Annotated in this window: 13 protein-coding genes; 7 read left to right on the forward strand and 6 right to left on the reverse strand. The window is 49.5% G+C overall.

Annotation, left to right across the window (positions count from 1 at the left end; translation table 11 throughout):
* Positions 1-5: 5 nt before the first annotated feature.
* Positions 6-365 carry a glyoxalase superfamily protein gene (locus GON22_RS14355; protein WP_160396788.1) on the reverse strand — a complete coding sequence of 120 codons (360 nt, stop codon included), beginning with the start codon at positions 363-365 and terminating at the stop codon, positions 6-8.
* Between the two features lie 189 nt (positions 366-554).
* On the opposite strand from GON22_RS14355, the gene GON22_RS14360 reads away from it, so the two are divergent.
* Entirely contained in the window at positions 555-1,097 is a 543-nt protein-coding gene (locus tag GON22_RS14360; RefSeq protein WP_160396789.1) for a GNAT family N-acetyltransferase, read from the forward strand.
* Positions 1,098-1,234: 137 nt separating this feature from the next.
* On the opposite strand, the gene GON22_RS14365 is transcribed toward GON22_RS14360, so the two are convergent.
* From GON22_RS14365 to GON22_RS14380, 4 genes are all read right to left on the reverse strand, one after another.
* Positions 1,235-1,876 carry an NAD(P)-dependent oxidoreductase gene (locus GON22_RS14365; RefSeq protein WP_160396790.1) on the reverse strand — a complete coding sequence of 214 codons (642 nt, stop codon included), beginning with the start codon at positions 1,874-1,876 and terminating at the stop codon, positions 1,235-1,237.
* 92 nt (positions 1,877-1,968) lie between these two features.
* Complete coding sequence (locus tag GON22_RS14370) at positions 1,969-2,388, reverse strand: Rrf2 family transcriptional regulator (RefSeq protein WP_160396791.1); 420 nt, start codon at positions 2,386-2,388, stop codon at positions 1,969-1,971.
* Between the two features lie 118 nt (positions 2,389-2,506).
* Positions 2,507-3,289 carry an SDR family NAD(P)-dependent oxidoreductase gene (locus GON22_RS14375; RefSeq protein WP_160396792.1) on the reverse strand — a complete coding sequence of 261 codons (783 nt, stop codon included), beginning with the start codon at positions 3,287-3,289 and terminating at the stop codon, positions 2,507-2,509.
* Positions 3,290-3,450: 161 nt separating this feature from the next.
* Positions 3,451-4,407 carry a VanW family protein gene (locus GON22_RS14380; RefSeq protein ID WP_160396793.1) on the reverse strand — a complete coding sequence of 319 codons (957 nt, stop codon included), beginning with the start codon at positions 4,405-4,407 and terminating at the stop codon, positions 3,451-3,453.
* A 169-nt stretch (positions 4,408-4,576) separates the two neighbouring features.
* On the opposite strand from GON22_RS14380, the gene GON22_RS14385 reads away from it, so the two are divergent.
* The 4 genes from GON22_RS14385 (at position 4,577) to GON22_RS14400 (ending at position 8,896) form a co-directional block, all read left to right on the forward strand.
* Positions 4,577-5,758, forward strand: a complete 1,182-nt coding sequence (locus tag GON22_RS14385) for a hypothetical protein (RefSeq protein ID WP_160396794.1) — start codon at positions 4,577-4,579, stop codon at positions 5,756-5,758.
* A 368-nt stretch (positions 5,759-6,126) separates the two neighbouring features.
* Complete coding sequence (locus tag GON22_RS14390) at positions 6,127-6,576, forward strand: hypothetical protein (RefSeq protein WP_160396795.1); 450 nt, start codon at positions 6,127-6,129, stop codon at positions 6,574-6,576.
* Between the two features lie 14 nt (positions 6,577-6,590).
* Positions 6,591-7,619, forward strand: coding sequence for a tetratricopeptide repeat protein (locus GON22_RS14395; RefSeq protein WP_160396796.1), 1,029 nt, complete (start codon positions 6,591-6,593; stop codon positions 7,617-7,619).
* 11 nt (positions 7,620-7,630) lie between these two features.
* Complete coding sequence (locus tag GON22_RS14400; RefSeq protein ID WP_160396797.1) at positions 7,631-8,896, forward strand: ATP-binding protein; 1,266 nt, start codon at positions 7,631-7,633, stop codon at positions 8,894-8,896.
* Positions 8,897-8,983: 87 nt separating this feature from the next.
* Here GON22_RS14400 and GON22_RS14405 read toward each other — a convergent pair whose 3' ends face one another.
* Positions 8,984-10,336, reverse strand: coding sequence for an ABC transporter substrate-binding protein (locus GON22_RS14405; protein ID WP_160396798.1), 1,353 nt, complete (start codon positions 10,334-10,336; stop codon positions 8,984-8,986).
* A 253-nt stretch (positions 10,337-10,589) separates the two neighbouring features.
* On the opposite strand from GON22_RS14405, the gene GON22_RS14410 reads away from it, so the two are divergent.
* Both GON22_RS14410 and GON22_RS14415 read left to right on the forward strand, forming a co-directional pair.
* Positions 10,590-12,380, forward strand: coding sequence for a cache domain-containing sensor histidine kinase (locus tag GON22_RS14410; protein WP_160396799.1), 1,791 nt, complete (start codon positions 10,590-10,592; stop codon positions 12,378-12,380).
* Positions 12,358-13,992 (forward strand): response regulator transcription factor, encoded by a 1,635-nt coding sequence (locus tag GON22_RS14415; RefSeq protein WP_160396800.1) that lies wholly within the window; start codon positions 12,358-12,360, stop codon positions 13,990-13,992. Before GON22_RS14410 ends, GON22_RS14415 begins: the two co-directional genes overlap by 23 nt.
* Positions 13,993-14,398: the final 406 nt, after the last annotated feature.

The raw sequence follows: 14,398 nt of genomic DNA on the forward strand, positions 1-14,398 counted from the left end.
CTCCTTCACTCCAACTCATAAAACCGAATGATATTCCCAAATGGATCATTTAACGTAATCGCTCGCTCTTTAGGGTCAAACCCCGGCCTTGCATGCTTGTACATTTGGCCGATTAACTTATGATGCAATTCCTCGATGTTCAGAACACCAACCCGAATAGCGGTTCCCGGCGTTCCATCTCCAAAATGCTCGGAAAGATGCAGTTGGCACTCTCCGCTCGACACCTGCATATAGAGAGGCAAATCCGGCTCGTAGCGATGCTCCCAATCCAGCTGAAAGCCAAGAAAGCCTATGTAAAATTCCTTCGCTTTGGTTTCATCAAATATGCGAAGAATCGGTGTTGTTCGTGCTATCGTATAGGTCATCCCACAGCCTCCCAGCTTACAATTCTTGCTCAACTAGATGTTCGACACAAGCAGCCACCCTCCTGCAAAACCGGCATCCCACTTACTCGATCATTGCCACTACACAGCAAATAAATTACTATTCTATTAAAAGGTGGTTGCTATATACTACTCTTATCCGACGCAGCAGAAAGGATTGAACGCGAACCTATGACATATACGTCATTTACCGATGGTCTAATCTTAAGAGAATTAACTCACGATGATTGGATTGATGTTCATAAATATGCTTCCCAAGAGATCGTTTGCCAGTACCAGCCTTGGGGGCCGAATACAGAAGAAGATACGAAAAATTTTGTTGATCAAGCCATAAACGATGCAGCGCAATCGCCAAGAACAAGATATGTGTTCGCCATTGTAACGAAGGACGTTGGAAAGTTGATCGGCATTGGAGAGTTTAACATCCGCGATTTTTACAACAAAAATGGAGAAATCGCATATATCGTCCATCCTGGCCATTGGGGAAAAGGAGTCGCAACCTCCGTTGCTAAACACCTGATTAGCTTCGGATTTACAACGCTAAACCTTCATCGGATCTATGCCACCTGCGACCCAAGAAATACAGGGTCCGCAAGAGTTCTGGAGAAATCAGGAATGATTTTAGAAGGGCGAATTCGGGAAAGCATGTTAATCAGGGATGGCTGGCGGGATTCTTTGCTTTATAGCATTCTCGAAAATGAGTGTCATGCATAACGGCAGCATTCAAACGACAATCTGAAACGGCACCCCTGCTAGGGTGCCGTTTCAGATTGTGGAGATACTTTTTTCTGCCCTATTCGCACTCTGGCGCGCTAACCGGCCAAAAGTTCGTGCCGTGTAAACAACGCACCTTATTCAGCTTCACCTACAACCGTGAACCGGCGGTTAATATGCTGCGGGTGCTCGAGCTCGTCAACTACCGCAATGGCGTAATCCGCATAGCTAATATAGCTTTGTCCTTGTGCGTTTACAAGCAATTGATCCTGCCCAGCCGTGTATGCGCCAGTGCGTTTGCCTTCTGGATCAAAGAACGCTGATGGGCTGAGGAACGTCCACTTAATGCCCTCGGATTGCTGGAGCTCTTGCAGGTTCTGGCCTTGGTTCTTCGCAGTAGCGAGGACGAAATCCGGGAACTCCGGTGTCTCGAAGACGCGCGTCGTATGCGAATCGTCAACGAACAGGCTGCCCGCGCCTCCCACGACGAGAAGGCGGGTGTTCGGTGCATCTTTCAGTCCAGCAATTAGCGCACGGCCCGCTTCTACATGTAGGTGCTCTTGGCCAAACGGCGCGCCGAACGCATTAACGACCGCGTCATAAGACGATAAGTCAGCGCCTTTCAAATCAAAGATTTCTTTCTCGACAACGTTAGCTGCTGTTCCTTGGAATTTGGCTGCGTTACGGACGATTGCTGTTACTTCATGGCCACGTTCTGCTGCTTCTTTTGCAATCCATTGTCCAGCTTTGCCGCTTGCCCCGATAACTGCGATTTTCATATTTTTCATCCTCCATTTTGGTTAATTTTAGTGTATTCATCTCTATCATTTTTATTTAGTAACCTAAATTGTTACTAATTGTTGCAAAAAAATTATGGCTGCAATTGGATTTGATGCACGACCTGCGCAACGGTAGTGTTTGCGAGTGACTGCTCCATTTGCCGTTGGGCGGCCAGCAGCGGTTGCTCTAACGCCGCTTGAATATTGCGTCCAACATCGCATTGCGGATTCGAATTTTGGTGAATGGCGAACAGCACATCATTCTCTGGCACTTCGACTGCACGGTAAACATCTAGAAACGTAATTGCTTCGAGCGGCCGCATAAGCTTCATCCCAGTAACGCCTGGACGCGACTCGATCAAGCCAGCTTTGCTTAATAAACTCATAATTCGCCGAATGACGACTGCATTCGTATTGACGCTGCCCGCGATATAAGCCGACGTTATGGAACCATCGCTCATTTCAATTAACGATAAAATATGGATCGCTACTGAAAACCGGCTGCTAATCACCCCGTTCCACCTCCTCCATTTGAAGTTCGTTCTCCGTGTTGCTCTTTAGTGTCTCAATGTCTCACGTCTATAATGTAACTGTATCAGTTACATTATAGACTGTCAACAGTAAGTTCATTTATAAAACAGCCGAAGTGCCTCCGTCGATATTTACCGCGGTCCCCGTAACATAGGATGCGGCCGAAGACGATAAGAATGCAATCACATTCGCCGCTTCCCGCGCATCGCCAATTCGCCCGAGCGGAATGTTGAACCGCCCATCCAGCGCGAATTGCTCCCAAGTCTGCTCCGGCGCTGTTTTTTGCCACATCCGCTCGATTTGCTCGCTGCGAATCAGCCCGATGCATACCGCATTTACGCGGATGCCAGCAGGCGCAAGATCCTTGCTCATCGCCTTCGTCAAAGCAAGCCCTGCAGCACGGCTAACGCTCGTCGGCAGCGACCCAGCAGACGGTGTTTTCCCGCCGACAGCCGTTACATTCACGATGCTGCCGGTGCCAGCCTTGCGCATATAAGCAACCGCTGCCCGCGAGCAATGAATAGCGCCGAACAGCTTCAGGTCAAGATCCTGCGCCCACGCATCCGCCGTTACCGTTTCGAAACTGCCTGCCGCTGATGTGCCTGCATTGTTCACCAATATATCGATCCGCCCATAATGCGCGAACGTCTCCTCCACTGCGCGCGTGCAATCATCTGGCGAAGAGACATCCGCCGCAATGATAATCGGCGCAACCCCTACATGCTCTACAATTTCCGCTGCAGCAGCTCGAAGCCGATCCTCACTGCGTGCCACGATCGCAACTTGCGCCCCTTCTTTCGCCAAAGCTATTGCTGAAGCGAAGCCAATGCCTTGGCTGCCTCCTGTAATAAGAGCCACTTTGCCCTGTAGCCCTAGATCCATCATTGCTCATCCTTTCCTCTGCGTATTATGCCTACAAAAAAGAGGCTCGCCCCATAAGGCCAGCCTCCGGTTGTCCGGTCGGATGCTTCTAATGTACACGATTCCAGCCAGCCAACTTCCTCAATGCATAAGCCAAGTGAGCGCCCATGGTGGTCCTTCGCTCAATCCTCAGTGTTGCGATGGACACCACGCTCTGCCCTCACTTCATCAGGGAGGCGTTCCGAAGCTTGTGGCACTTCCTTCGGCTTGTAATGGACAAGCTCAGAGGAGTAAATCGCAATATGTACGGTCCCTACATGCGCATAAGACCGTATAAGAATCGGCTGATTGTATTGGTTATGAAACACAAAATCAGGGCCATGCCAGCTCACTGTCGCATCGCGACCTGGCGGAACATACGGAACGTCGCGGCTGTGGGAATACCGTTGAATGATCCGGATTCCTGCGCGATCGACCGCGTTGAACAAGGTCGAAGAAATTTGGCATATCCCGCCTCCGATTCCTTCTGACACTTCCCCCCGCACAATGACAGGCGCGCTTTTATAGCCTTTATCGACCGTGCGCATGCCCACCACGTTATTAAACGAGAACGACTCGCCTGGAAAAACAACCGCATTGTTAATCGCCTTGGCTGCTAAAGCGATATTATGCGACCGATTCGCATTGCGTGAATTATAGTAGGTCGTGTAATGCCCAATTTGTTTCTCCCGAATAAGCGCGATGAGTTCGCTGTCTACCTTCGGATAAATAAACTTTTGCGGCAGCTCAACCTTGCTCTCGCCGCCTTCAACAATAAAACGGTAAAACTGCTCCGTGAACCGGTTCCGATCCAGCTTTGAGCCAATTTTCTCCTGAACAATTCCTCCATATCCATTCAGCCCTGCATTAACAGCCGGGCGATCCGTACGCCGTTCGAGCTCAGCCATCAGTTTTCGAAAACGTGCTTCATCTGCGACAGGAATGCCGGGTATCGGCACCATATACTGCGCGCGATTAATATCCGCAATATGCTGGCCATGATACGTCACTGTCAGGCGCTCTGGCAGTTGGTCCGCCAACTGATCAGGCAATGCAGGCTGTGCGAACAGCAAAGCGGCGAGCATCCATTTCAGCCCCATACAAGCATACCTCCCGTAAAGTTCATTCGCTAATGTGCGCTGATTCGGAGCGAATTATGCTTAAATGCAACAAGTGGCAGCAGCCTCATCCTTCTTGGTTACATATTAGGCTAGCCGAAAGCGAACAATATATCCGGCTATTCTTGCACAGATGAGGAGGATAATGAAGGTGAAGCTTGTTCGACAACGATTCGTTCTGCTGATGGCCATCGTATCCGTTCTGCTATTGATGGCAACGGCCTTTACCGCTGCCGCATCCCCCGTCCATGCTTCTTCTAATAAAGAAAACGCCAAAATCATCCTTACCGTACGATACGGGCATGATGAATTAGCAAGCATGATGAGCATCGATAGCCCATCACTAGGACGTGCACTAAGCCAAGCCAAACGGGTACCTGCACCAGAAGCCCAAACCAATAAGATGGACGACGTTGAAGTTATAGTTATGATGAGCCACAAGCCAACCGTTCTCCGGCTGGAGCCTTCTGGCCAGCTATGGGATGCAGCTGCGCAACAACGGCTATCGCCCACTGCCGAAACAGCTAGCAAGCTGTTATCGCTCGCGAGCCAACTGCGGGCGAACCATTACGGAGCGATGATCAGTTGGACAGAGGCCAAGCAGCTCGTGCCGTTAAAACGCATTTTTACGATTACAGACATGGGTACCGGTTTATCCTTCCGCGTGCAGCGGCGGGCAGGCAGCGACCACGCTGATGTACAGCCAATTGCCAAAGAAGATTCGCGAATTATGAAGCAAATTTACAACGGCCATTGGAGCTGGAATCGCCGGGCGGTGCTTGTCCATTCAGGCCAGCACTGGCTAGCAGCGTCGATGAACGGCATGCCACATGGCGGGGACGGCATTCCCGACAATGATTTCTCCGGCCATTTTTGCCTTCATTTTCTCGGCAGTACGACGCATAAATCCGAAATTCCCGATCTCGCGCATCAGCTTATGGTCCATAAAGCAGGCGGCCAGTTGCGCTCCATGCTTGATGCCGCTCCGCCCCTCCAATTGGCTGAGAGCTTCGTCGAAGCGCTGAACCATCATGACCAGGATGTGCTGCAAGAGCTTATGGTCGGCCTGACAGAAAACGAACAAGCCCCGAAGCTGGCAGAGATGAATGCGATCCAATCGATTCGTGTGAATAAAAACAAAAGCCGCAAGCCGCAACCATCTACTGCCCAGGGCATTGAATCCGAACAAAACACCCAAGCGCTTACAGCACAAATCCAATTGTCCGTCACTCTATTGAAACGCAATGAATCTGAGCACCGCACGACATACGCATTTACGTTCCAACGTAATTCACCTTCAGCAAGTTGGCGATTGAAGCAAGTCACGATGTGAACTTAGCGGGCTGCTTTCGGCATCAATATGCCGTTGGCGGCTTTTGTTCCTATTCATCCACTCACTTAAATAAGGCACCTCGTCGATTTGTTGCAGCTCATCCTCCAATCGTGCGATCAGTTCTAGGCTATTGCCATCTGGGTCATCAAAGTAAATGCTTGCCGCAGGCATCCAAGCAAGTACAAGAGGTTCTTTAGGCGCTTTGCCAAAATCGCCTTTGGGTTCTATTCCCCTTTCCCTAAGCCAGCTAGTGCCAATGCAATCCCGAGACTCTCAATCCATCATTTCACACATTCCAATTGAGGATTTTTTTGTGATTTGATATGATCATGCATAAGGTTTGGCATAACTATACAGAAGGAGCACGCATGGAACCATATAAACCGATTCTTAATTATTCCCCTCGCCTAACGAGTAGCTTTCGTATTGCGAGTTTATTTTATGTAGCGCTGTTTGGCGGGGCGGTCGCGTTAGCGGTAATAGGGCTGATGAATGCCCATATGCTAAGGATAAAAGGGAAGAAGCTTGCCATGCTCTGGGTTGTTTCCATTATTTTTGTAACGGCCAAAATCACCTATGATGCGCTGCTCTTGCCAATAGCTTTCGAGAGGGATTATCGCCTTATAGCGCCAATCATTAAACTGCCCGATTTGCTATTCTTCCTCTTCTTTCACCATTCGCTCAAAACCCCTTACCGCTTACATATGATCTATAACGGCACTTATCATTTTCTATTCCATCGCGGGGCTGCCCCAATTGTTGGCGCAGTCAGTGCCGCTATTGACTTTGCTATTATTATGTCAGCCATTACGCGTTGAGAGGAAGAACGGGATTGCGCAATGCAGAGCAAACGTTACACCCCCTGATTGACCATTATATGAATATCAGCAGGCATGACAAAGCAGCTGAGCTCATCCGCCAAGCGCTTGCTGATGATCCGCTGAATGATCGATTGCATTACCAGGCGGCCGTCGCCTGTTATCATTTGGACCAATATCCGAAGGCCAGGAAACATCTGCAGCAAGCTTATCAATCTGGATTCCCACCGGTCCAAGTTCATCATCTGGAAGGGATGATGTATGCAGACGAAGAGCAATGGAGCCTCGCAGAAGACCATTACTTGGCCGCTCTGCACACGCATCCCCACGCAGCCAGCGTGCTTGCTTCCTATGCATCGCTTCTCATCCGGTTAGGGCATCGGGAGCAAGGGCTTGAGATGCTGGCTGAAGCACGCCGGATTGATCCGGGAAACATCCAAGTGATCAAACACAGCCTCTATTATGAAGTAGCCCGCAACTTGGAGCAGAAGCAAATGATAAATTTGGAGCAGCTAGTCAAACATGAAAACAATAAAAGCGCACTCTCAGTCGAACTTGGCATTAAGGAGTACTATAGCGGCAACTATAAGCTGGCCAAAAAACATTTTCGCGAAGCGTATATCAGTAATCCAACCAATTCTCAGCTGCTAAAAAATGTACAGATCGTTGAGCGTAAAACGAACATCTTCTTGCTTCCCCATCATCTATCCGAACGGATCGGAGGGCTGCCCTTCCTATGGTTCTGGATTACGGCCATCCTTCTAACCGCGTATCCCTTCGCAAGCACTGCCATTCGCTGGCCGCTTTATGCTGTAGGCGGTTTGATCGCCTACCTGTTCACTGCCAATTATGCCGTTCGCATTTACTATAATGCCAAAGATACCAATACAAGCTTTTTCAAACAGCTATTTTCTCTCACATCATTGCTTGTATTGGCTGTCCTGCTAGCCGGGATATTTTTAAGCCTCTTTATGTTAAATCCGCTTTTTGCGATAGCAGGCTTTTTCGGAGCCCGATATTTTTCCAAAAAAACATCCAAGTAAAGGAGTCACTTATGAAACGTTTACGCTGGTTGCAGCAAATGACGCAATGGCATCCCGAGCAAGCTGAAGCTTGGTATTGGGTAGGCATGGAATGTATGGACAACCATCAATCGATGGAAGCTGTGCTTGCCTTTACGGAAGGTTTGAAGGTCGCTACAGAGGAAGAGAAACCGCTATATCTTGAGAAGCTAGCACTTGCTGCCACTCTGCCCGCCAAGAAAGAACAAGCAGCTGACGCTCCTCGTTCCGCCACAGAAGCAACACCACCGGTGCCGCCGGCCGCAATTATTCAATCAACCGCTCCAGCCGTTTCCTCTGCACCAAATGAACAGCCCGTCGAACGTGCTGAACGGACAGGGTTCCCATTTCAAGTCATTAACGGCGGCCATTCGGCTGCTGCGCCAACTGCGGAAGCAGCGCCCATCTCGTTCAAAGATGTTGCAGGTTTAACTGACCTAAAAAAAACGATCCACATGAAAATTATTAGCCCCTTCTATAATCAAGGGCTATTCTCCAAGTTTCGCAAAAAAGCTGGTGGCGGCGTACTGCTCTACGGCCCTCCTGGCTGCGGCAAGACGTTCATCGCCAAAGCGACCGCCGGCGAATGCCGTGCAAACTTTTACCCGATCCATATCACCGACATTCTCGATCGCTACATCGGCGGGAGCGAAAGGAACCTGCATGAGCTGTTCAGTAAAGCCCGTGCGCAGAAGCCGAGCATTCTATTCATTGATGAAATTGATGCCATCGGCCATGACCGGTCCAAATCGTCAGCAAACTTCCGCGGCCTTGTCGATACCTTCCTCACCGAGATGGAGGGCATCGACAGCTCGACCGATCAAGTGCTCGTTATAGGCGCAACCAACATGCCCTGGGATGTCGATAACGCGTTGAAGCGGCCGGGACGATTCGACCGATTAATTTTCGTCGCACCGCCTGACGAGGATGCCCGCCAGAACATTTTCAGGCTCAAGCTGGACGGGCGCATGGCTGGACAAATTGACTTCGGCTCTCTCGCCAAGCGAACAGAGTACTTCTCCGGCGCTGATATTGAGCATGTATGCGAACGGGCTGTGGAATTCGTGCTAGAGGAGATTATGGCAACGAACGTTGAGCGCCCCATTCAGATGCGGGATTTGGAGCTTGCGCTGCAGACGGTCACGCCATCTACGCTAGAGTGGCTGCGCACCGCCAAAAACTTCGTGCGTTATGCAAACCAAAGCGGCAGCTATAACGATGTGGAAGATTATTTGCGCAAGTACGGGAAGCGCCTTTAATCCATTACACGGCAACAAAAAAGAGAAGCTCACAAGCAATAGGCTTTTGTGAGCTTCTCCTTTTGCATAAGGCCTTCCTTAATCGGCCTAGTGTCGCGCACTAGCAGCTATATCAGCCGCCTTATCCAATTCCTCTGTAAATTGTTCTGGCGTTAGCTGCCCAAGCAGCAGCTTTGCATTCAAATCCATCATCGCTTCTTTCCAATCCGCCGTAGAAGTATCAAGCACCGGCGTACCGCTGGACGATTTCATGCTGCTGAAAATCTCAAACAGCTCTTGCTGCAGCGCTGTCTCCTTGCCACTCATCACGAAGCGGGAAGCTGGCGTTCCCACGCCACTCTCCCATAGCGTATTCGCCCAATGCTCCGGCTTGAAGAAGTATTCCAGGAACTGCAGTGCTTCTGCCGTATGCTTCGAGGCGCTAGACACCGAATAGCCGCCGCCGAACCATGCCGCTACATCGGTCGCCGCTCCTTTGGCTGATGCCGGATACGGAAACGCGCCGACGTATTGCCGGAACTGCGGCGTGAAATTCGCATCTGTCGCGATGCCAAGCTCCCAGTTCCCTACCAAGTACATCGCGGCATTGCCTTGCCCGAACAGGTTGCGCGCTGCACCGTAATCCGTTGTCAAATAACCATCGGCGAACCCGCCTGCCTGAGCCAGCTCCTGCATCTGCCGCGCTGCGGCGACAAAGCCCGGCTCCGTAAACTTCACTTTGCGCGCCAAGGCGTCGTCCATCCGGTCAAAGCTGCCAGATTGGCGCTGCTGTGTATATTCGAACCAGATCGGAAATACCCATCGGTCCATCCCATTCACTGCGATCGGGTTAATCCCTTCCGCGCGAAGCGCTTTTACAACCGCTTTCAATTGTTCAAAGCTCGTCGGAACCGATAGCCCGTTATCGGCAAATATTTTTTTGTTATAATAAAAAACCAAATAATCGGTTGAACGAGGCAGGCCGTATAGCTTGCCGTCTTGCGAAAACCCTTCGGTCGCGCCTTTTATAAATCCGCTATCCGCAAACTTGTTAGCAGGCAGCTCAAGGAGCATATGATGGTCAATTAGAGGCTTGATGAAGGAAGGCTGTCCCCATGTTTGAATAATATCAGGCAAGGAGTTCGTCGACGAGTAGATCTTCATTTTCGACTTGTAAGGCTCGTCCTGCAGCGCCTCAACCTCGATCTTAATCGAAGGATGTTCCAGCATATATCGGTCAATAATGGCTTGTTCCACTTTCCCCGCACCGTTCATGCGGTCGGAAAGCGCAGTAAACAGCCTTAATGTCGTCATCTGTGGTTCCCCGTTCTCCCCCTCATTCTGGCTGCTATTTGACTGGATGCCGCTCCCCCCTGTTATTCCGCTCGTACGGCTATTGCTGCACGCTATTATCGATAGGAGAATAAGTAACGCTGCTAGAAAAACTGTTGGCTTCTTCATGGATGACCACCCTATCCTGTCGATGGCAATACTACTCTATCATATCGCTTGTCGCCTATTCTTAACATGTGTTATTTTTATGATGTTGTAGTGCGAACTTTAGAAGTTAGGTATACATTTTCAAGAACTTTTCTAATCCTGTCCCGTATTTCCAATTCATCCGGTATACTCAAATTAGTGTAGATGACTTCATAGAGGAGGCAGGCACCTGTTCAACAATTGGAAGCGCATCTATTGGAATTGGCCGATTCGATTGAAGCTGCTTAGCTGGATAGCGCCACTATTTATTGCAACCATTGACCTTACCGGGTACTTCTCCTATTACGTTGCATCACAGCTGGCATTAAGCAAAGCAGGGCAAAACCAGTCGAATCTCACACGCCAAACGATCGACCATTTTAATAATATCGCGCAGGATGCAATCGATTTCTCGAACTATCTGTTATTATCCGATACGGTTCAAGAGCTATTGTCCAAGCCTGATGATCCCGACGCACACAGAAGAGCGTTTACGACGCTTTCATCCTTAATGGTTACCCGCAACTCCATTCAATCCCTCATTATCTATCCGCTTGAGTCGAACAGCATGGAATCGATTGGCCAGCCTTTTGCCATTGACCAGACCGGGCTTACCAGTGCTATGCCCTATCCCTTGTTTTCGAAAAGCAAGCTATTTCAAACCGCACTTGAGTTGAATGGCAAAGAAACATGGGGGTTCATCCCTCCCTCTGAAAAGCTGTTCGTCGGCGATAGCGACAACAAGATCGTACTGGCTAAGCTGATCAAAAGCGCTGATCTTCGAACGAAGGGCATGATCATCGTCGGCGTCCAAGAGAGCAAGCTTCGCAAGCAGCTCATTAATTCCATCGACGCGCAAGCGCTCGTATTGGATGATGCCGGGACGATACTTACAGGGACAGAATCCACTTGGATTGGCCATTCTTATCGCAATATACCGAACCAAGAAATCAAACAGCTTTCCTTAAGCGATATGCCCACAAGCATCCAGACATCAGATTGGCTTATTTCTTCAGCGTCCTCCACCCTCACCGGTTGGCATGCGGTTATTATTCAGCCCAAGGACGTTTTGCTGCAAGAGCTGGACCGGATTAGCATGATTACGATCATTTTCATGAGCGTCAGCTTGCTCACCGCCCTTCTGTTCTCATGGATTGCCACATCGTTTATTACAACATCGATGCGGAAGCTCCTAAAGTCGATGCGTATGCTGCAGACTGGCGACTTTAGCCAACGGGTTCATTTCTCAGCAACCGATGAGATCGGGCAATTAGGCCGCGGCTACAATGTCATGGTCGAACGGATCAAAGAACTCATTGACGATGTTTACAATACGAAGCTCAAACAACGGGAAGCTGAATTGAAAACGCTTCAAGAACAAATTAACCCTCATTTTCTATATAACACCTTGGATATGATTTATTTATCCGCGCAAAAAAATGGCGAGACAGCCATCGCTGAGATGGTTTATTCGTTATCCCGCATGTTCCGGCTTCGGTTAAGCGGCGGACGATCGATCATTTCCTTGGAGCAAGAGATGGAGCTCGTACAGCATTACCTTCATCTGCAACGGCTGCGGTTCAAAAACCGCATTGCCTTCGACCTGGATATCGACCCCAAAGCGCGCCATGCACAGGTGCCGAAACTGCTCATTCAGCCATTAGTTGAGAACGCTGTCATTCATGGGATCGAGCCTATGAATGGGGATGGCTTCATTCAAGTCAAATGCCGAATCGACAACGATCGGCTGCTGATAAGCGTCACGGATAATGGCGCTGGCATACCTTATGACCGCCTGGCTGAGCTGAACCGAATGTTCGTGCAAATCACGAAACGAGGCGACGCCGGAACGACTACGAATCCATCTCAAAGCTTTGCCATTAGAAACTTACAGGAACGGCTTATGCTTGCATTTGGCCCAGAAGTACAACTACGAATCGACAGCCAAGAAGGAAGAGGGACGACTGCATCCATCGCTATTCCATGGGAGGAGACCTGCGATCATGATGAATGTGCTCTTGGTTGAGGACGAGATTACGATTCGCGAAGGAATTAGAGACACCATACCTTGGCTAGAAAATGGGCTTCAACTATGTGGAGAAGCAGGTGACGGGCTAGAAGCGCTCGAGCGCATAGCAAATGGGCCTGTTCCTGATCTCATTATTACTGATATTCATATGCCAAAGATGAATGGGCTTGATTTTATTCAAGCTGCCCGCGCTGCATTGCCTAACGTCGAAGTCATCGTGCTCTCTGGCTATGACGATTTTCAATACGCCAAAAAAGCCATCCAGCTCGGGGTTAACGGCTATGTGCTAAAGCCATGCCGAACCGAAGAGCTCGTACAGCTCATGGTGAACACGAAGATGAAAATTAATGCGATACGCGAAACGCAAACTTCGATGCATTCCATTCAGAACAAATGGGAACGCAGTTTGCCTACTGTCATTGAACAATCGCTGCTGCGCTGGGTCCGCAGCCCTCGGCAGAAGCTAGAAAACCGGGCAGGACAATTGGAGGAATGGAATAGCCCTATCCACCCTGCTGATCTTCTCGTTGGCATTATTCGTATCGATGCATCTTCTGGCAACCGCATGTTCAATAAACCCGACCAAGAGCTGATCCGCTATGCCGCCTTCAACATCATTCAAGAAACGTTAAATCCCGTCTATGAACAAAATGTAATCGTTGTTCGTGATGGAAACGATTACATATGGATCGCCAACCCGCCTAGGAAGCAGCTCTCGATCCAAGAAACGAAGCTGGAGCTCGGACGTCTAAAGATCAATCTGGAGCAATACTTGCGTATGTCGGTCAGCATCGGCTCCGGCAATTTGGTAGGGTGCATTGATGATCTGCATATATCCTATGAGCAGGCCTGGAAGGCAATCGAAACCCGCTTCTACTCTGGCAAAGGAACGATAGTCCTCTACAGCGAGTTAACTCAAAACGCTAACGAGGCTTCCGACGCCACTATTTTCGAAGACAAATCAATGCTAGAGCTGGAGCAAAGCATCCTCCACCACCTTCGTACGATGAAATTCGAAGATGCGCTGGACCAAACCGAGCTGTGGCTGCAGCAGCTTCGCCGCGGCCCATTGGTTGACCAAACCGAAGTAAGCTTACGGACAACCGCCTTCTTGCTTGAATTGCAGAAGCTCGCACAGGAGCAGCATGTGAACCCATTAGAATCAAACGGCCGGATGGTCGACTTGATTAAGCAGGTGCCTAATATGGAAACGCTGGAGGACTTGTCTACCCTCGTGAAGAAGCTCATTCGCTCTCTTGTAGCAGGCTTAACCTCACAGGTCCCTACTCACCGTACCGTGCAAGGCGCACTCGATATCATTCATGCCAAATACCACACGAACCTGACGCTCGACTCCGTGTCGAAGGAAGTATTCGTATCGAACACCTATCTCAGCTCGCTGTTCAAGCAAGAGCTTGGCATCAACTTCCTCGATTACTTGCATCAGTACCGAATCGAGCATGCCAAGTCGCTATTGCGCAAAAACTATAAAATGTATGCGGTAGCCAAAATGGTTGGCTATCAGGAGGAACGCTACTTTAGCATGACGTTCAAAAAATGGACAGGGCTTACGCCAACGCAGTTCAAAAAAAATGGTGGTGCGAATTAAGAAAGAATAGGCTAACGGACCGGAGAGCCGTTATTTCTCTTCAAACGGGCAAGTTGAAAATGTAACGGACACCACAGCCGTTATTTCGCCATTCTGGTGCCTCAAAGGGGCTAAACGGATCAAATAACGGCTGCTCAGTCCGTTAGAACACAAATAAGGCTAATTGGGGCTAAATAACGGCTGCTCGGTCCGTTAGAGTGAGCAGCTTTAATCCATGCACTAAAAAACCGTTCCTTCCGATAATGCTGCGACATATCGCCCATTAACGAAGGCACGGTTTTTTTGTGATGCTAAGAACATCGTGCGCTTCATGAAAAATAGGGCGAAGCCGCTTTATAGCGATGCTCCGCCCTACTTGTTATTAACGGTTAAACATGATTGCGAATGCTAGTGTTCAATCATCTTC

This window comes from Paenibacillus sp. MMS18-CY102, from assembly GCF_009789195.1.
In the GTDB taxonomy this organism is placed as follows: Bacteria; Bacillota; Bacilli; order Paenibacillales; family Paenibacillaceae; genus Paenibacillus_T.